The 16,508-nt window shown below is 59.7% G+C and carries 16 protein-coding genes; 7 read left to right on the top strand and 9 right to left on the bottom strand.

Annotation, left to right across the window (positions count from 1 at the left end):
* Nucleotides 1-79: 79 nt before the first annotated feature.
* From PMI23_RS22535 to PMI23_RS22520, 4 genes are all read right to left on the bottom strand, one after another.
* Entirely contained in the window at nucleotides 80-352 is a 273-nt protein-coding gene (locus tag PMI23_RS22535; protein ID WP_007909185.1) for an oxidative damage protection protein, read from the bottom strand.
* Complete coding sequence (gene mutY / locus PMI23_RS22530) at nucleotides 349-1,416, bottom strand: A/G-specific adenine glycosylase (protein WP_007909187.1); 1,068 nt, start codon at nucleotides 1,414-1,416, stop codon at nucleotides 349-351. Before mutY ends, PMI23_RS22535 begins: the two co-directional genes overlap by 4 nt.
* Entirely contained in the window at nucleotides 1,413-3,638 is a 2,226-nt protein-coding gene (locus PMI23_RS22525) for an AsmA family protein (protein WP_007909193.1), read from the bottom strand. The genes mutY and PMI23_RS22525 overlap by 4 nt, the downstream gene beginning before the upstream one ends.
* 78 nt (nucleotides 3,639-3,716) lie before the next feature.
* Entirely contained in the window at nucleotides 3,717-4,121 is a 405-nt protein-coding gene (locus PMI23_RS22520) for an acetyl-CoA sensor PanZ family protein (protein ID WP_007909200.1), read from the bottom strand.
* 224 nt (nucleotides 4,122-4,345) lie between these two features.
* Here PMI23_RS22520 and PMI23_RS22515 point away from each other — a divergent pair, with 224 nt between their 5' ends.
* From PMI23_RS22515 to PMI23_RS22485, 7 genes are all read left to right on the top strand, one after another.
* Complete coding sequence (locus PMI23_RS22515; protein ID WP_007909202.1) at nucleotides 4,346-6,010, top strand: OFA family MFS transporter; 1,665 nt, start codon at nucleotides 4,346-4,348, stop codon at nucleotides 6,008-6,010.
* Between the two features lie 263 nt (nucleotides 6,011-6,273).
* Nucleotides 6,274-6,867 (top strand): imidazoleglycerol-phosphate dehydratase HisB, encoded by a 594-nt coding sequence (hisB, locus tag PMI23_RS22510; RefSeq protein ID WP_007909204.1) that lies wholly within the window; start codon nucleotides 6,274-6,276, stop codon nucleotides 6,865-6,867.
* Nucleotides 6,867-7,505 carry an imidazole glycerol phosphate synthase subunit HisH gene (gene hisH, locus PMI23_RS22505; protein ID WP_007909206.1) on the top strand — a complete coding sequence of 213 codons (639 nt, stop codon included), beginning with the start codon at nucleotides 6,867-6,869 and terminating at the stop codon, nucleotides 7,503-7,505. Before hisB ends, hisH begins: the two co-directional genes overlap by 1 nt.
* On the top strand, nucleotides 7,506-7,766 hold the full coding sequence (locus PMI23_RS22500; protein WP_003220751.1) for a DUF2164 domain-containing protein: 261 nt from the start codon (nucleotides 7,506-7,508) through the stop codon (nucleotides 7,764-7,766). It begins immediately after the preceding gene.
* A 42-nt stretch (nucleotides 7,767-7,808) separates the two neighbouring features.
* Entirely contained in the window at nucleotides 7,809-8,546 is a 738-nt protein-coding gene (gene hisA / locus PMI23_RS22495) for a 1-(5-phosphoribosyl)-5-[(5-phosphoribosylamino)methylideneamino]imidazole-4-carboxamide isomerase (RefSeq protein ID WP_007909210.1), read from the top strand.
* A 9-nt stretch (nucleotides 8,547-8,555) separates the two neighbouring features.
* Nucleotides 8,556-9,326 carry an imidazole glycerol phosphate synthase subunit HisF gene (gene hisF / locus PMI23_RS22490; RefSeq protein ID WP_007909211.1) on the top strand — a complete coding sequence of 257 codons (771 nt, stop codon included), beginning with the start codon at nucleotides 8,556-8,558 and terminating at the stop codon, nucleotides 9,324-9,326.
* 81 nt (nucleotides 9,327-9,407) lie between these two features.
* Nucleotides 9,408-10,163 carry a substrate-binding periplasmic protein gene (locus PMI23_RS22485; RefSeq protein ID WP_007909212.1) on the top strand — a complete coding sequence of 252 codons (756 nt, stop codon included), beginning with the start codon at nucleotides 9,408-9,410 and terminating at the stop codon, nucleotides 10,161-10,163.
* On the opposite strand, the gene PMI23_RS22480 is transcribed toward PMI23_RS22485, so the two are convergent.
* From PMI23_RS22480 to gpmI, 5 genes are all read right to left on the bottom strand, one after another.
* Nucleotides 10,144-11,520: a Vps62-related protein gene (locus PMI23_RS22480; RefSeq protein WP_007909213.1), complete on the bottom strand. Its 1,377-nt coding sequence runs from the start codon at nucleotides 11,518-11,520 to the stop codon at nucleotides 10,144-10,146. The two genes, PMI23_RS22485 and PMI23_RS22480, sit on opposite strands and share 20 nt — an antisense overlap.
* 117 nt (nucleotides 11,521-11,637) lie before the next feature.
* Entirely contained in the window at nucleotides 11,638-12,414 is a 777-nt protein-coding gene (locus tag PMI23_RS22475; protein WP_007909220.1) for a divergent polysaccharide deacetylase family protein, read from the bottom strand.
* 2 nt (nucleotides 12,415-12,416) lie between these two features.
* Nucleotides 12,417-13,736, bottom strand: coding sequence for a S41 family peptidase (locus tag PMI23_RS22470; protein WP_007909222.1), 1,320 nt, complete (start codon nucleotides 13,734-13,736; stop codon nucleotides 12,417-12,419).
* Nucleotides 13,737-13,767: 31 nt separating this feature from the next.
* Nucleotides 13,768-15,054, bottom strand: coding sequence for a murein hydrolase activator EnvC family protein (locus PMI23_RS22465; protein ID WP_042705011.1), 1,287 nt, complete (start codon nucleotides 15,052-15,054; stop codon nucleotides 13,768-13,770).
* A 268-nt stretch (nucleotides 15,055-15,322) separates the two neighbouring features.
* A partial coding sequence (gene gpmI / locus PMI23_RS22460; protein WP_007950150.1) for a 2,3-bisphosphoglycerate-independent phosphoglycerate mutase occupies nucleotides 15,323-16,508 on the bottom strand: 1,186 nt, incomplete at its 5' end.

The raw sequence follows: 16,508 nt of genomic DNA, 5'->3' as shown, positions 1-16,508 counted from the left end.
CGGATTTACGTCAACGACTTTTTTAAAATTTCTTAAATTAATTCCGTCGCTTACGATCCGACCCCCGATTTTGCGGGGTTTACTCTGCAGGCGGAACGTAGCCTTCGGCCTTGGCGTATTCCTCGCCGGAGAAGTACTTGTCCATTTCGCCCTGAAGATATTTGCGGTCTTCGGCGTTCATCATGTTCAGACGCTTTTCGTTGATCAGCAGGGTCTGGTGTTTCTGCCAGTCAGCCCAGGCCTTGGCCGAGACGTGGTCGAAAATATCCTGACCTTTGGCGCCCGGGAAAGGAGCGCGGTCCAGTGCGGGCAGTTCTTCTTTGTACTTACGGCAAATTACGGTGCGGGTCATGGCGAATCTCCTGCATTCAAGACGGCGGCCGCGCGTTCGAGCAAGGTTTTGACCGGGGCGGCGAGGCCCAGGCGCGGCGGGGTGGCGAGGTTATACCAGAGCCAGTCGGCCTCGGCCACGTGATGGGCGGCCTCCTGTACCTGAACCAGCCAGGGTTCGATGGACAGCTGGAAATGGCTGAAGGTGTGGACAAGGCTTGGCAGCGCCTGCTGCTCGCCCATGGTCAGCGAGTGCTGAGCGGCGAGATGTTGCAGATCGTCGAGGTCATCGAGTTCCGGCAGGCTCCACAGGCCGCCCCACAAACCGCTCGAAGGGCGACGGTAAAGCAAAATTGCACCTTCGCCGTTGGCGAGCATCGGCATCAGCGTGCGCTTCTGCGGGATGGTTTTGCGCGGCTTGGGAATCGGGTAGCGGGTTTCGAGGCCGAGCATGTGCGCTTCGCAACCACGCTCCAGCGGGCACAGCAGGCAACTTGGCTTGCTGCGCGTACACAGCGTGGCGCCGAGATCCATCATCGCCTGGGTGTAGGCGTTGACCCGATCGTGCGGCGTAAAGCGCTCAGCGTTGGCCCACAGCTGTTTGGCGACCTTCGGCTCGCCGGGATAACCCTCTTGCGCAGTAAAGCGCGCCAGCACGCGTTTGACGTTGCCGTCGAGAATCGGCGCGCGCAGGCCCATGCTGATGCTCGCAATGGCGCCAGCGGTGGACAGGCCAATGCCTGGCAGATCTGTGAGCTTTTCGACGTCACGCGGAAGCTCGCCGCCGTACTGGCTGACGATGATCTTCGCGGTCTTCTGCAAATTGCGCGCTCGGGTGTAATAACCGAGGCCGGTCCACAGGTGCAGCACTTCGTCTTCCGGCGCTTCGGCCAGCGCTTCAACCGTCGGCAGCGCGGCCATGAAGCGGTCGAAGTAATTGAGCACGGTGCTGACCTGGGTTTGCTGCAACATGATCTCTGACACCCACACCCGATACGGGTTGATGTCTTGCTGCCAAGGCAAATCGTGGCGGCCGTGGCGGTCGAACCAATCCAGCACCGCCGTGGAAAATTGCTCCGCTCTCATCGCTTGAACAGCCCCTTCAATGCGTTTTTCAGTTCCGGACTGACCTTGTCACCGAGTTTCTCGTCGATCTTCTCACTGAGCTTGTCGCCGGCCAGTTTGGTCGCGACCTGACCGAGGCGATCGTTGTCGACGCGGCAGGCCTTGGCGCCCAGCTCCAGCGGGCCACGGCAGCGCAGCGGCCATTCGACACCGACGAATTTTTCGCCGACCTGACACGCTGGATCCGGCATGGCGCTGGTGTCGCCTTCGACGATGATGCCGACGCGGTAGTCCATGCCGAGCACGCGCAGGTCGATGTCGCCATCACCGTTGACGGTCATGCCGGGGATGCGCACTTTCAGATCCGGGTTGCTGGCGATGCCGTTGCGGAAGGTCAGGTTGCCCTTGAGTTCCTGGAACGGCGTGTCTTTACCGCGTGGCTCGCCGCTGAGGGTTTTGCGGTTAAGCGTGGCGATGCCTTTGCACAATTGCTGCTCAAGGTTGGCGTTGAGCAGCACGCCATTGTTGATCACAAAACTGGCGTTGCCGTTAAGCGTGTCGATCAGTGCCTGCTGGCTGTTTCCGCTGCCGGTCACGTTGCTGGTGAGGGTCACCAGACCTTTGACCGGAGGATTCTTGCCTTGGCTTTCGAGGATTTTTTCTACAGGCACGCGGTTGAGTCTGGTCTGCAGATTCAGTACTGGTGCGCTTGGGCGTACATCGAGGGTGCCGTTGGCTGCGAAGCCGCCGTTGTACAGTTCACCGCTCAGGTTGGTCAGGGTCAGCAGGCCACCCTGGCCGGTGGCTTTCAGTGCGGCGTTTTCAATCGGCAATTTGTCGAGGGTCAACTGGCCGAAGGTCAGGTCGGCGTCTACGTCGAGTTTGGCCAGGCGTTCAACCGGCAACAGACGCTCAGTGCTCCAGGCGGTTTTGCTCGGTTTGTCCGGCAACGGTGTGGAACCGGCACCGGCCATGGCATCGGCCTCGGTGCTGGCGACTTCGGCCTGACGCACTTGTGTGGCGCTGTTGGCTTGCGCCGATTTCGGCGGCAGGTAGCGGTCGACGTTGAACGTGTCAGCCTTGAGCACGGCGCGCAGCGATTGCTTGGCGAAGTCTTCGACAGCGATGCGGCCGCTGAAGCTGCTGTCGTCGAGTTTCAGGTTGATGTTGTCGAAGGCGACGCTGCTTGGCGTGGCCGCCACGCGGCTGACCAGTTCGACCTTGCTCAGACTGCCTTCGGCCATGGCCGGGAGTTTCTGACCGATGCTGTCGACGAACTTCGCCAGATCGAACTGGGCGATGGAGATACCGCCGGTGATCTGCGGAGTCTTGTCGAGGTCGTTGGCTTTCAGTTCGCCCAGCGCGCGCAACTGGTTGGCGGAAATCTTGATGCCGGTCCATTCGGCGACGTTCGCGGCTTTATCCAGTAACAATTGACCTTGGGCAGCGAAGGTCATGGTCTTGCCTTGCAGCGGATCGCCAGCCAGTTCGCCAGAGAGCTTCATATCCTCGAACTTGTAGCGTTGCAGGGCGCGCTCGATGCGCAACTCGCCGGTGAGTTCGGTGCGCACGCGCAGAACCGGCTGGTTGGTGCCGAGGAAGGCAGTGGCTTTCACCGGAATATTGGTCGAGTCGTGAACCGGACCGGTGCTCAGTTGGATACTCTCGGCACTGAACTGCTTGCCGGTCTTCTCGTCGTTGTACTCAACGCGGGCGTTGTTGACGGTCAGGCTATCGATGTCGAGGCGGATCGGCTGCGGTGGCTTTTCCACCGCAACAGGGGTTTCGCTGGCCGGTTGGCCTGCAGTAGCGGCTGGCGGCGTTGCTCCGGCCGGGGCCGGCACCTTGCCGATGTCTTCCCAGTTGCCGTGGCCGTCCTTGTCGCGGTTGAGGCGCAGGTTCAGGCCTTCGACGCGCACATCGCTCATCTGCACTTCGCGGCGCAGCAGCGGCAGCACCCGCACTGACAGGCCGAGCATCTGCAAATCGGCAAACGGTTCGGCAGGTTTGACCAGGGTGGCGACGCTGGCCTCGTGCAATTCCAGGCCAAGCCACGGGAACAGGCTCCAGCCGATATCGCCATTGAGCGTCAGCTCGATGTGGGCCTTGTCACGGGCTATCTGGCGGATCTCGTCTTTGTAATCGTTGGGATCGAAGAGGTGGGTCAGGGCAAAACCTGCCGCCACAATGATCAGCAACAGCCCGAGAAGTACCAGACCCAGGATTTTGCCGAACGCTTTCATGGGCGAGTCCTTGTAGTTAGTCGAATTCGTAATTTAGCCGGGGAGTATAGCGCTGCAATTGCCCGGTTCGTTGTGACGTCATGTTGCCAGGACGTCCAGCGGTATCTGCAACCTGGCGGCGAGTGCTTGCGCCTCGGGATGTTCCAAAGGGGCCAGCAAGCGCAGTTCAGCCCCCGCTTGCGACGCCATTTTCTGCGCTTGGTTCACCAGTCTCTCGGCGACCCCACGGCGACGAGTAACTTTTCGCACGCATAAATGGGACAAGTACCAGACGTCTTGATGCCTTTGCAGAATGCCGGCGCCCAGCAAGCGGTCGTTGAAGCGGCCAGCGATAAAAGAACCGTCCGCGAGGGCACCTTCGATCAGGTCAGCCTCCGCAGAAAATGGCGCGAACAGCCATTCTGGCGCATCGCGATAAATCTTCTGCAAATCCTGCTGATCCTGATAACTGGCGTCTTTCAGGGCTTGGACAATGATCGGCATGGCGCTTTCCTGAGTGGTACGAGAACAGATGACATAAAAAAGGTGATATCAGTTTGGTTTTTCTGTCACGTGCAAATGGTAACCTTCGCCCGTTCGTCCGTCCTTCTGCGACTTAACGTCGCGCCTTCAAGGAGCTTCACCCAAAAAAACGGTCATGCCTGCGTGCATAAAGGCCGGGGGTGAACAGTGGCTGGCGAACCATACTAATAATTGGGGGATACACAATGAGCACGAGCATCACGGCGGACGGCTTCAAAGCCGATCAGCCCGCGTTCCTGTCCAAGGAACGCATCATCGCCAAGCCCGGTTTCAACCGTTGGCTGGTTCCACCTGCCGCTCTGGCCATCCACCTGTGCATCGGCATGGCCTACGGCTTCTCGGTGTTTTGGTTGCCGCTGTCCAAGGCGCTGGGCGTTACCGCTCCGGTGGCTTGCGCACCGGACATGAGCTTCATCGCACAAGTGTTCTCGTCGCAATGCGACTGGCCGATCTCCATGCTCGGCTGGATCTACACGCTGTTCTTCATCTTCCTCGGCTGCTCGGCAGCGATCTGGGGTGGCTGGCTGGAACACGCAGGGCCACGCAAGGCTGGCGTGGTATCGGCACTGTGCTGGTGTGGCGGTCTGCTGATCTCGGCGCTGGGTATTTATACCCACCAGATCTGGCTGATGTGGATCGGTTCCGGCGTGATCGGTGGTATCGGTCTCGGCCTGGGCTATATCTCACCGGTCTCGACCCTGATCAAGTGGTTCCCGGACAAGCGCGGCATGGCCACCGGTATGGCAATCATGGGCTTCGGTGGCGGCGCGATGGTCGGTGCACCGCTGGCGACTGCGCTGATGAGCCACTTCGCTTCGCCGACCGGTGTCGGTGTCTGGCAAAGCTTTGTGGCCATGGCCGCGATCTACTTCGTGTTCATGATTGGTGGCGCTCTGGCTTACCGCGTGCCGCCAACCGGCTGGAAGCCTGAAGGCTGGACCGCTCCGGCGAAGAAAGCCTCGAACTCGATGATCACCCACCGTCACGTGCACGTGAATGTGGCGTGGAAAACCCCGCAATTCCGTCTGGTGTGGCTGGTGCTGTGCCTGAACGTATCGGCCGGTATCGGCATCCTCGGCATGGCTTCGCCACTGTTGCAGGAAGTGTTCGGCGGCAAACTGCTGGGTGTTGATGTGCCGTTTGGCCAGCTCGATGCCGGCCAGTTGGCTTCGATCGCGGCGATTGCTGCCGGCTTCACCGGTCTGCTGAGCCTGTTCAACATCGGTGGTCGCTTCTTCTGGGCTTCGTTCTCGGACTACCTGGGTCGTAAAAACACCTACTTCGTATTCTTTGCGCTGGGTTTTGCCCTGTATGCGCTGATTCCGAACATGGGCCATCTGGGCAACGTTGCGCTGTTCGTGGCGGCGTTCTGCATCATTCTGTCGATGTACGGCGGTGGTTTTGCCACCGTTCCGGCGTATCTGGCCGACTTGTTCGGTACGCAGATGGTTGGTGCGATCCACGGTCGTCTGTTGACCGCCTGGGCGGCGGCTGGCGTGCTGGGTCCGGTATTGGTGAACTACCTGCGTGAATATCAGCTGAGCATCGGCGTTGAACGCGCTGCCGCTTACGACATCACCTTGTACATCCTTGCCGGCCTGCTGGTGCTGGGTTTCCTGTGCAACCTGATGGTGCGTCCGGTGGCCGACAAGTACTTCATGACCGACGCTGAGCTGGCGGCCGAACAGGCGCTGGGCCATGACAAGGGTGCTGATGCCAGCACGGTTCTGGAGTGGAAAGCCGCGCCGGGCAGCAAGCCTCTGGCAATCGCTGCGTGGTTGGTGGTGGGTATTCCGTTGGCGTGGGGTGTGTGGGTGACCCTGCAGAAAACGGCGGTACTGTTTCACTAAGTAAAAACGCAGTACCCCTGTAGGAGTGAGCCTGCTCGCGATAGCGGTCTGACAGTCACAGAAATGTTGATAGTCAGGCCCTCATCGCGAGCAGGCTCACTCCTACAGTCGTTTTGGGGTACCTGTAATGGCTTGTATGGACATGTCTACCCGCGACAGCCGGGCGTTCTATCCGTCAGCCATCTCACCTCTCGTGTTTCTGTTTCGGCCCCGCGTGCCTATAATGGCTGCCTTTTTCGCCCAATGATTTTGCGGAGCTGGTGATGGCCGAACGTAAGGCGTCTGTCGAGCGCGACACTCTGGAAACCCAGATCAAAGCCTCGATCAACCTTGATGGCACCGGAAAGGCCCGATTTGATATCGGTGTTCCTTTTCTTGAGCACATGCTGGATCAGATTGCCCGTCACGGGTTGATCGACCTGGATATCGAATGCAAGGGCGATCTGCATATCGACGACCACCATACGGTGGAAGACGTCGGTATCACCCTCGGCCAGGCATTTGCCAAAGCCATTGGCGATAAAAAAGGCATCCGTCGCTACGGTCATGCCTACGTGCCGCTCGATGAAGCGCTGTCGCGCGTGGTCATCGACTTCTCCGGTCGTCCAGGCCTGCAGATGCACGTGCCGTACACCCGCGCCACCGTCGGCGGTTTCGACGTTGACTTGTTCCAGGAATTCTTCCAGGGCTTCGTCAACCACGCGCTGGTCAGCCTGCACATCGACAACCTGCGTGGCACCAACACTCACCACCAGATCGAAACCGTGTTCAAGGCTTTCGGCCGCGCACTGCGCATGGCCGTCGAGCTGGATGAGCGCATGGCCGGGCAAATGCCATCGACCAAAGGCGTTCTGTAATGCAGACGGTTGCAGTTATCGATTACGGCATGGGCAACCTGCACTCGGTGGCCAAAGCCCTCGAGCACGTCGGTGCCGGTAAAGTGCTGATCACCAGCGATGCGGCGGTGATTCGTGAAGCTGACCGCGTGGTGTTCCCCGGTGTTGGCGCAATTCGCGATTGCATGGCAGAGATCCGTCGCCTCGGCTTCGACTCGCTGGTGCGCGAAGTCAGTCAGGATCGTCCTTTTCTCGGCATCTGTGTCGGCATGCAAGCCTTGCTCGACACCAGCGAAGAGAACGACGGCGTCGACTGCATCGGCCTGTTCCCGGGTGCGGTGAAGTTCTTCGGCAAAGACCTGCATGAAGACGGCGAACACCTGAAAGTCCCGCACATGGGCTGGAACGAGGTGAAGCAGAAGGTCAGCCACCCGTTGTGGCACGACATTCCGGACATGGCGCGTTTCTACTTCGTGCACAGCTACTACATCGCTGCCGCCAATGCGCGGCAGGTGGTTGGCGGCGGTCACTACGGTGTCGATTTCGCTGCGGCGCTGGCCGATGGCTCGCGTTTCGCCGTGCAGTTCCACCCGGAGAAAAGCCATACCCATGGCCTGCAATTGCTGCAGAACTTCGCCGCGTGGGACGGTCGCTGGTAAATGGCTGCCAAGAAGTCCAAACCGCCGATCCTGACCCTCACTCCCGAGCAGGAGAACGAGGCCAATCGCAAGATTCAGCGGTTCATGGAAGACCGTTTCGAACTGGACCTGGGTTCGTTCGAAGCGGCGGAAATTCTTGAGCTGTTTACCCGCGAAATTGCTCCGCACTATTACAACAGGGCGATTTTCGATGTGCAGACCCACCTCAAAGAGCGGTTTGAAAGCATCGAAAGCGACCTGTGGGCGCTCGAGAAAAACTGATTTCCGAGCCAAGCTGAACATTCAAATTTGAAGGTTTGCCAGATGCTGATTATTCCCGCTATCGATCTTAAAGACGGTGCCTGCGTACGTCTGCGCCAGGGCCGCATGGAAGATTCCACAGTGTTCTCCGATGACCCGGTGAGCATGGCTGCCAAGTGGGTGGAGGGCGGTTGCCGCCGTCTGCATCTGGTCGATCTGAACGGCGCGTTCGAGGGCCAGCCAGTCAACGGCGAAGTGGTGACGGCCATCGCCAAGCGCTATCCGACTTTGCCGATCCAGATCGGCGGCGGCATCCGTTCGCTGGAAACCATCGAGCACTACGTCAAGGCTGGCGTGAGCTACGTGATCATCGGTACCAAAGCCGTTAAAGATCCGGCCTTCGTCGCTGAGGCCTGCCGTGCGTTCCCGGGCAAGATCATCGTCGGTCTGGATGCCAAAGACGGTTTTGTCGCCACCGATGGCTGGGCTGAAATCAGCACCGTGCAGGTCATTGATCTGGCCAAGCAGTTTGAAGCCGACGGCGTCTCCTCGATCGTTTATACCGACATCGCCAAAGACGGCATGATGCAGGGTTGCAACGTGCCGTTTACCGCTGCGCTGGCCGCTGCCACGAAGATCCCGGTGATCGCTTCCGGCGGTATCCACAATCTGGGTGACATCAAGTCGCTGCTCGACGCCAAGGCGCCAGGCATCATCGGCGCCATCACTGGCCGGGCGATCTACGAAGGCACCCTCGACGTCGCCGAAGCGCAAGCTTTCTGCGATTCGTACAAAGGCTGAGGACTGACCATGGCGCTGGCCAAACGCATCATCCCTTGCCTGGACGTGGACAACGGCCGGGTCGTCAAAGGTGTGAAGTTCGAAAACATCCGCGACGCCGGTGACCCGGTGGAAATTGCCCGTCGTTATGACGAGCAGGGTGCCGACGAGATTACTTTTCTCGACATCACCGCCAGCGTCGATGGCCGCGACACCACGCTGCATACCGTCGAGCGCATGGCCAGCCAGGTGTTTATCCCGCTGACTGTCGGCGGAGGCGTGCGTACCGTGCAAGACATTCGCAATCTGCTGAATGCCGGCGCGGACAAGGTGTCGATCAACACCGCGGCGGTGTTCAACCCTGAGTTCGTCGGCGAAGCCGCGCAGCATTTCGGCTCGCAATGCATCGTTGTCGCCATCGATGCGAAGAAGGTCTCCGGCCCGGGCGAAACCCCGCGCTGGGAAATCTTCACCCACGGCGGGCGCAAGCCAACCGGCCTCGACGCGGTTGAGTGGGCGAAGAAAATGGAAGGCCTCGGCGCTGGCGAGATCCTGCTGACCAGCATGGATCAGGACGGCATGAAAAACGGCTTCGACCTCGGTGTCACCCGCGCTATCAGTGATGCGCTGGGCATTCCGGTGATCGCTTCCGGCGGTGTCGGTAACTTGCAGCATCTGGCCGACGGCATTCTCGAAGGCCACGCCAGCGCAGTCTTGGCGGCGAGTATTTTCCACTTCGGCGAATACACCGTTCAGGAAGCCAAGGCCTACATGGCCAAACGCGGCATCGTGATGCGCTAAGCTCAAAATCGATACAGGCCAGTGGACACCATGGCGCACCCAAGGCACTCTTGGGCACGCCATGGATTCCGGTAGCCCGACATGATCAAACGCCTGCTTCTTGTTCTCGCCAGCGCCTCGATGTTGTTCATCAACACGGCCCGCGCCGAAACCAGTCCCGACACCGATCTGGTGCTCCTCACCGAAAATTTCCCGCCGTACAACATGGCGAAAGATGGCAAGAACTTCGCCAAAGGCGAGAACATCAATGGCATCGCCGCCGATATCGTGCGCGAGATGTTCAAGCGTGCCGACGTCACCTATAGCCTGACCCTGCGTTTTCCATGGGAGCGTGTCTATAAGCTCGCGCTGGAAAACCCCGGTTATGGCGCCTTTGTGATGGCGCGCTTGCCGGACCGCGAAAAACTCTTCAAATGGGTTGGCCCCATCGGTCCTGATGACTGGATCATGCTGGCCAAGGCTGACAGCAAGATCACCCTGGAAACCCTCAATGACGCGCGCAAGTACAAGGTCGGTGCCTACAAGGGCGACGCAATTGCCGAGACACTGACCAAACAAGGCCTGAAGCCGATTGTGGTGCTGCGCGATCAGGACAACGCGAAGAAACTGGTCAATGGACAGATTGATCTGTGGGCTACCGGCGATCCTGCCGGGCGCTATCTGGCTCGGCAGGATGGGGTCACCGGCCTGAAGACCGTGCTGCGCTTCAACAGTGCCGAGTTGTACCTGGCGCTGAACAAAGATGTCTCCGACGAAGTCGTCGCCAGGCTTCAGGCTGCGCTGGATCAGTTGCGCAAGGAAGGTGTGGTCGACGAAATCATGGCGCGCTATCTATAGCGACAGCCAGGTCCGGTGATTGCTGCGCGCTAGCGTTGGCGTCATCGATGTGCGGTGCTGCCGGGGTGTCTGTCGTCAGTGGCGGGCACCCACTGACGACCTCGACGGATTCCGGCGGATATTGCGTCAACAGAACGCTGGAATCATCGGTGTAACCAAAGTCGACCGCCACTTGAGTGCCGTCTTCCCGTACCAACTCGTAATGGCTCTGCAGCTGATAAACCGCGACGGCGGTTTGCTCCGGCGCCATGACAATCACCACTTGAGGTCGTAGCTCGTTCCAGCCGCTGGAAGACGTTTCGGTGTGGGTCAAAGTCTTCGGCAGGCAGGCTGAGAATTTTGTAATGCGGATATCACTGAGAGGCACGGTCGGCCAGGCTTTGACGATTTCAATGGCAGTAAAACGATGGAACATACGCATCGTCACCGCGTTTTGCGAACGTGGCGCGGTCCATTTGACGGCCCGATACTTGTCCGATTCATTGTGCTCGTGACCAATGAGCACGTATTCGTCAGTTCTTTTCAGTTCGTAGTAGGGCGAATTGCGAAATTGTTCGCCGGAATGAACATGATCTCGCACTGCAAACCATGGCAGCCGGGCAATCTGGGTGACTGTGGCGGGTTCGCGTGCGGCGGGCTTCGCGTAGCCGGTGAGGGTTGGAATTTGCGGCGATGCGCTGACTTGCAGCGGGATTTGCATGCGCAAGCCGTAAGCCGTTGAAGGCGTAGCAGGCTTGCTGTAGCCCTGGACGCCCACGAAGGTGCCGGGTGCAAAATGGATGTCGCCTGCGGCGGCAGTCGACGGTTCGATGCCAAAGGCGCTGAAACTGAGCTTGGCACCGCTGCCCTTGTCATTCCAGATCAGCTCGCCGACGTTCGCTGCGATAACCAGGTCGAGCCTGACGCAGCGTACCGAGTTCAACGAAGGTTTGTAGTGATCGTTGGAGCACACCAGCCCCAATGCGACGTAACCGACAGGGGCCAAAGGTCGCCAGATCGACATGCGCGTGACACTCGGCGCTCCGGTTTCTTTCCAGACCAGTTCAAAATCGACAGGGCGGGCCAGTGCCTTTCCGTTAGGGCTTACGGCCCCTTTCATATCTTTCTCGCAGACCACGGCGGCGACCATTTCGCCATTGATACTGGTGTCGCCGGGAATGAGCACATCGCCCAGCGGAAAGTAGCCTGGCAATGCATCCGGAGCAGGGGTGGGGCGCCAGAACGTGGCGGGTTTTGCTTTTGAACCGTTGGTGCTCCAGATCCGGTGAAACTCCGTGGTGAAGTTGATCAGCAGATTGTCCTGCATGATCGGTTCCATCTGCTTGGGATGCGCTGCGGTGTTGTCTTCGATAGTCATGATGATTCCTGATAGTTGAAAGCGACGCGAGGGCGTCACGACCTGTTGCAGGTCGCACTATCGGGAAAGGGGATGGTTGTCGGGTGGTAACTATGTATGTGTCAGCGTCACAAAGTGCTACCGATACACGCCGTCCTTGCCATGGCCAGCCATGGCGCGATTGCTGCGTACGCTGATCATCTGTTTGATATCGATCCACTCGATGCCCTGAGCCTTCAACTTCGGCAATTCGCGCTCCAGCACCGCCAGCGTCTGCGGATACGGATGGCCGATCATCACCGCCGAACCCTGTTTGCGCGCCAGGTTGATCGCAGTTTGCAGTTGCGTGTAGATCGCCGCTTCAGTGCGTTCGTCATCGAGAAACACGTCCCGTGACACACTCGCCAGATCGATCTTCTGCGCCTGCTGCGCGGCGACGGTCTGTGCGCTGGTGCGGCTGTCGACGAAAAACTTGTGACGGCGCTGCAATTCGCCCATCAACCATGCCATCGCCACTGGCTGCGCGGTCATGCGGCTGCCCATGTGATTGTTGATGCCAGCGGTATAGGGGACCATTTTGAACGCGGCGTTCAGGCGTTTTTCCAGTTCTTCGAGCGGGAGTTCGGGGTGCCAGGCATATGGCCCAGTGGCCGGGTCCATCGGCATGTGCAGGATGACGATTTTGCCAGCGCGATGGGCTTCGCGGGCAAACTCGGTGGCGTGTGGGGTGTCGGGCATGATCGCCGTGGTCACCGGGCCGGGCAGGGCCAGCACGCGGCGATCCCGGGGCAGGTTTTGCCCCAGGTCGTCAATGATCAGTGTCAGGAAGGCTTTGTGTGGCTTTGGGCTGGCGGGCTCTGCGTGAGCAGCACCCGCCAGACAGCACAACAGAACGAAGACGAAACGCAGTGACATCCTCAACGGCCGGACGTTATGCTCAGGCCTTTGAGCAGGCTCAGGGCCTGGGCCAGTTGGTAATCGTCATCCTGCGGCATCGCTTTGGCCTTGCCGCCGGAACCGCTCGGTTTGTCCGCACCGCCGTTGCCGTTGCCCAAGTGACCTTGGAGGTCGGCTTCTTTGAAGTAGTCGCCATCGGCCTCGCTGGTGATCTTGGCCTTGCGCACTTCGATGTCCGGAACGATGCCCTGCGCCTGGATCGAGCGACCATTTGGCGTGAAGTACAGCGCCGTGGTGATCTTCAGTGCGCGGTCGTTGTTCAGCGGCAGCACGGTTTGCACCGAGCCCTTGCCGAAACTGGTGGTGCCCATGACCACGGCACGTTTCTGATCCTGCAGGGCGCCGGCGACGATTTCCGAGGCCGAGGCGCTGCCACCGTTAATCAACACGACCATCGGCACTGCTTCGCTTTCGTCTTTACCGGTGGCCGAGAAGCGCAGCTCGGAGTTGGCGATGCGGCCTTTGGTGTAGACGATCAGGCCTTTGGTGATGAAGTGGTCGACCACTTCGACCGCCGCCTGCAACACGCCGCCCGGGTTGTTGCGCAAGTCGAGAATGATGCCGTTGAGCTTCTTGCCGTTGTCCTTGCGCAGCTTGGCCAGAGCCTTGGAGACCTCTTCGCCGGTCTTGACCTGGAACTGGGTGATGCGGATATACGCATAGCCGGTTTCCAGCAATTGCGCCTTGACGCTCTTCACCTGAATCACTGCGCGGGCGAGGGTCACGTCGAACGGCGTGCCGCCATCGCGTACCAGCGTCAGAGTGATTTTCTGGCCGATCTTGCCGCGCATCTTGTCGACGGCTTCGGTCATGGTCTGGCCGCGCGTTGGCTGGCCGTTGATCTTGACGATGAAGTCGCCGGCCTGAATGCCGGCCTTCGACGCTGGGGTGTCGTCGATTGGCGAGACGACTTTGATGAAACCGTCTTCGGCGCCGACTTCAATGCCCAAACCGCCGAATTCACCGCTGGTGCTTTCCTGCAGCTCGGTGAAATCTTCCGGGCCCAGATAGGCCGAATGCGGATCAAGGTTGCTGAGCATGCCCTTGATCGCGTTTTCCAGCAGGGTCTTGTCGTCCACCGGCTCGACGTAAGCGGCTTTGATCCGGTCCATGACCTCGGCAAAGGTGCGCAACTCTTCCAGCGGCAGCGGTGCCTTGGAGGTCGCGGCAGTGCCTGCCGGAGCGACGGCCGGGGCCGGTTGCGCGGCAAACGCCAGAGGCGCGCCGATCACCAGAGCGATCGTCAGGGCCAGCGAGGTAAGGCGGGACAAATGCAGCATGTCGAACGAACTCCTGAATTAGGCGGCACGCTTATCCTTGCGCGCGGCACCATTGTGCTGGATCACTCGGGTGACCCTGCTGACGAATTGCGAAATACAGCGCTGGTGTGTCCTGACCGCCACTGTTACCGACAGTGGAGATCGACTCACCGGCTTTAACCACGTCCCCAGCCGACTTGAGTAGCGTCTGGTTGTGACCGTAAAGACTCAGAAAACCGTTGCCGTGATCGAGGATCACCAGCAACCCGGCGCCGCGCAGCCAGTCGGCGAAGACCACGCGACCGCCATGCACGGCATGCACCTGGCTGCCGGCGGAGGCGCTGATCATCACGCCGTCCCACTTGGTCCGGGCGTCGTCGCCACGGCTTTCGCCGAAGCGTGCCAGCAGTCGACCATCAACCGGCCAAGGAAGTTTTCCCCGGGTTGCAGCAAAAGGGCCACCGAAGGTCTCGCCGCTGCTGGAAACCAGTGCGCCGGGAGTGGATCTGACTGGTTTTCGTGGGGCGTCGCTGTTTTCAGCCTGCGCCTCACGCAAACGCTTTTTTTCCGCTTCCTGCTGGGCGATCAGCGCTTTCTGCCGCGCTTCTTCTGCCTCACGGGCCTGGCGCGCCAGGGTTTCTTCAATGGTTTTAAGGACTTTAGACAGGTCTGCCTGATCTTGCTCGCGGGCGGCGAGTTTCTGATCGCGGGCCTTCACGTCGTCGTTGAGCTTGGCGAGGACTTGCTGACGTTCCTTGCGAACATTTTCCAGTTCGTCGCGCTGGGTATCGAGGCTGCTTTTCTGCACCAGCAATTGCGCCTGCTGGGCGGCAATGTCTTTTTCGACATTGGCCAGTTGGCGCAGGGTTTCGTTGAAGTTCTTCAACTGCTCCAGGCGGGCCTGGCTCAGGTAATCGTAATAGGTGAGGGTACGGGCGAATTTCTCGGGATTCTGCTGGTTGAGCAGCAGCTTGAGGTATTCCTGCCGACCGTTCTGATAGGCCGCTCGGGCCTGAATGGCGATCAGTCGCTGCTGTTCAGTGCGCGCGCTCTGGAGTTTTTTTTTCTCTGCATCGAGCCGCTGCAGCTCGGATTCGCTTTTCTGCAGTTCTTTCTGCAGCGCATCGACCTGTTTCTGCAGCTTGCCCAACTCGGTTTCAGTGCCCTTGAGCTCTTTCTGTACGCCGGACTTTTCTTCCTGGACTTTGCTCAGCAGCTTTTTCAGCTCGGCAATGTCCTGACGCGTGGCGTCCAACTGCTGTTGGGTTTGCGCGCGCTCGTCAGCGAAGGCCGGTTGGAGCAGGCAGGTCAGAGCGAGGGCGATCAGGACGCGGAGCATAGAGGCGGGCGGCACCAGGGTAAGGGACGGCCTAGTATGCCCGCCCGAGGCTGCAAAAAAAACGCCCAATTGGGGCTGTGTGATAACTGGACCAAGCAATACACCGAATTCCATTTCGAAAACTCCATAAACCACTGTGGGAGCTGCGGTGCGACGATTCGACTTGCCAGCGATGGCGTCTGCACATTCAACATAGATGTTGGCTGTCAGATTGCTATCGCTGGCAAGCCAGCTCCCACAGGGTTTTGCGGTGTTTTGGCGATCGAGGTCAGACCAGGATAGAAGTGCCGGTCATTTCCGCAGGTTTTTCCAGGCCCAGCAGTTTCAGCATGGTCGGCGCCACATCCGCCAGCACGCCGCCTTCACGGACTTTCAGGTCGCGCTTGCCGACATAAATGAACGGCACCGGCTCGGTGGTGTGCGCGGTGTGCGCCTGGCCGGTGGATTCATCGGCCATTTGCTCGACATTGCCATGGTCAGCGGTAATCAGCGCTTCGCCACCCACTTTTTCCAGTGCTTCGACAATGCGACCGACGCAAGTATCGAGGCATTCCACCGCCTTCACCGCTGCGTCAAACACGCCGCTGTGGCCGACCATGTCACCGTTCGCGTAGTTGACCACAATCACGTCGTAACGCTGGTTTTCGATGGCCTCAACGATACGGTCGGTGACTTCCGGCGCGCTCATTTCCGGCTGCAAGTCGTAGGTGGCGACTTTCGGCGACGGGATCAGGATGCGCTCTTCGCCCCGGAACGGTTCTTCACGACCGCCGGAGAAGAAGAAGGTCACGTGGGCGTATTTTTCGGTTTCAGCGATGCGCAGCTGGGTTTTGCCGTTCTTCGCCAAGTAGTCGCCCAGCACGTTTTCCAGGCTGCCCGCGGCGAATGCCGACGGAGCCGGAATGCTGGCGGCGTATTGGGTCAGCATGACGAAACCGGCCAGTTTCGGCTGGCGTGCGCGTTCGAAATCCTTGAAGTCGTCTTCGACGAATACGCGGGTCAGCTCACGGGCACGGTCGGCGCGGAAGTTCATGAACACCACGGCGTCGCCGTCTTCGACTTTCACTGGCTCACCGATGGACGTGGCTTTGACGAATTCGTCGCTCTCGCCACGGGCATAAGCGGCTTCAAGGCCTTCCTGCGCCGTGGCAGCGTTGAATTCGCTGTTGCCATCGACGATCAGGTTGTACGCCTGAGCGACGCGATCCCAACGGTTGTCACGGTCCATGGCGAAGTAACGGCCGATGATGCTGGCGATGCGTCCCTTGCCGAGCGCCTGGAAGGTCGCATCGAGTAGCTCGATCGACGATGCCGCGCTTTTCGGCGGCGTGTCGCGGCCATCAAGGAAGGCGTGCAGGTAGATTTTTTCGGCGCCGCGCTTGAACGCCAGTTCGGCCATGGCGATCAGGTGATCCTGATGGCTGTGTACGCCGCCATCGGACAGCAGACCCATG

The organism is Pseudomonas sp. GM24, from assembly GCF_000282235.1.
In the GTDB taxonomy this organism is placed as follows: Bacteria; Pseudomonadota; Gammaproteobacteria; order Pseudomonadales; family Pseudomonadaceae; genus Aquipseudomonas.
The sequence above is the reverse complement of the archived record's forward strand: the minus strand, read 5'-3'. Positions and strand labels throughout refer to the sequence as shown.

What these genes read in the sequence shown, in the direction of transcription:
- PMI23_RS22485 (WP_007909212.1), top strand. Translation starts at nt 9,408, where the DNA reads ATGATCAAACGCCTGCTTCTTGTTCTCGCCAGCGCCTCGATGTTGTTC.
- PMI23_RS22515 (WP_007909202.1), top strand. Translation starts at nt 4,346, where the DNA reads ATGAGCACGAGCATCACGGCGGACGGCTTCAAAGCCGATCAGCCCGCG.
- hisF (WP_007909211.1), top strand. Translation starts at nt 8,556, where the DNA reads ATGGCGCTGGCCAAACGCATCATCCCTTGCCTGGACGTGGACAACGGC.
- hisH (WP_007909206.1), top strand. Translation starts at nt 6,867, where the DNA reads ATGCAGACGGTTGCAGTTATCGATTACGGCATGGGCAACCTGCACTCG.
- PMI23_RS22480 (WP_007909213.1), bottom strand. Translation starts at nt 11,520, where the DNA reads ATGACTATCGAAGACAACACCGCAGCGCATCCCAAGCAGATGGAACCG.
- PMI23_RS22475 (WP_007909220.1), bottom strand. Translation starts at nt 12,414, where the DNA reads ATGTCACTGCGTTTCGTCTTCGTTCTGTTGTGCTGTCTGGCGGGTGCT.
- PMI23_RS22500 (WP_003220751.1), top strand. Translation starts at nt 7,506, where the DNA reads ATGGCTGCCAAGAAGTCCAAACCGCCGATCCTGACCCTCACTCCCGAG.
- PMI23_RS22465 (WP_042705011.1), bottom strand. Translation starts at nt 15,054, where the DNA reads ATGCTCCGCGTCCTGATCGCCCTCGCTCTGACCTGCCTGCTCCAACCG.
- PMI23_RS22535 (WP_007909185.1), bottom strand. Translation starts at nt 352, where the DNA reads ATGACCCGCACCGTAATTTGCCGTAAGTACAAAGAAGAACTGCCCGCA.
- PMI23_RS22470 (WP_007909222.1), bottom strand. Translation starts at nt 13,736, where the DNA reads ATGCTGCATTTGTCCCGCCTTACCTCGCTGGCCCTGACGATCGCTCTG.
- PMI23_RS22520 (WP_007909200.1), bottom strand. Translation starts at nt 4,121, where the DNA reads ATGCCGATCATTGTCCAAGCCCTGAAAGACGCCAGTTATCAGGATCAG.
- PMI23_RS22525 (WP_007909193.1), bottom strand. Translation starts at nt 3,638, where the DNA reads ATGAAAGCGTTCGGCAAAATCCTGGGTCTGGTACTTCTCGGGCTGTTG.
- mutY (WP_007909187.1), bottom strand. Translation starts at nt 1,416, where the DNA reads ATGAGAGCGGAGCAATTTTCCACGGCGGTGCTGGATTGGTTCGACCGC.
- hisA (WP_007909210.1), top strand. Translation starts at nt 7,809, where the DNA reads ATGCTGATTATTCCCGCTATCGATCTTAAAGACGGTGCCTGCGTACGT.
- hisB (WP_007909204.1), top strand. Translation starts at nt 6,274, where the DNA reads ATGGCCGAACGTAAGGCGTCTGTCGAGCGCGACACTCTGGAAACCCAG.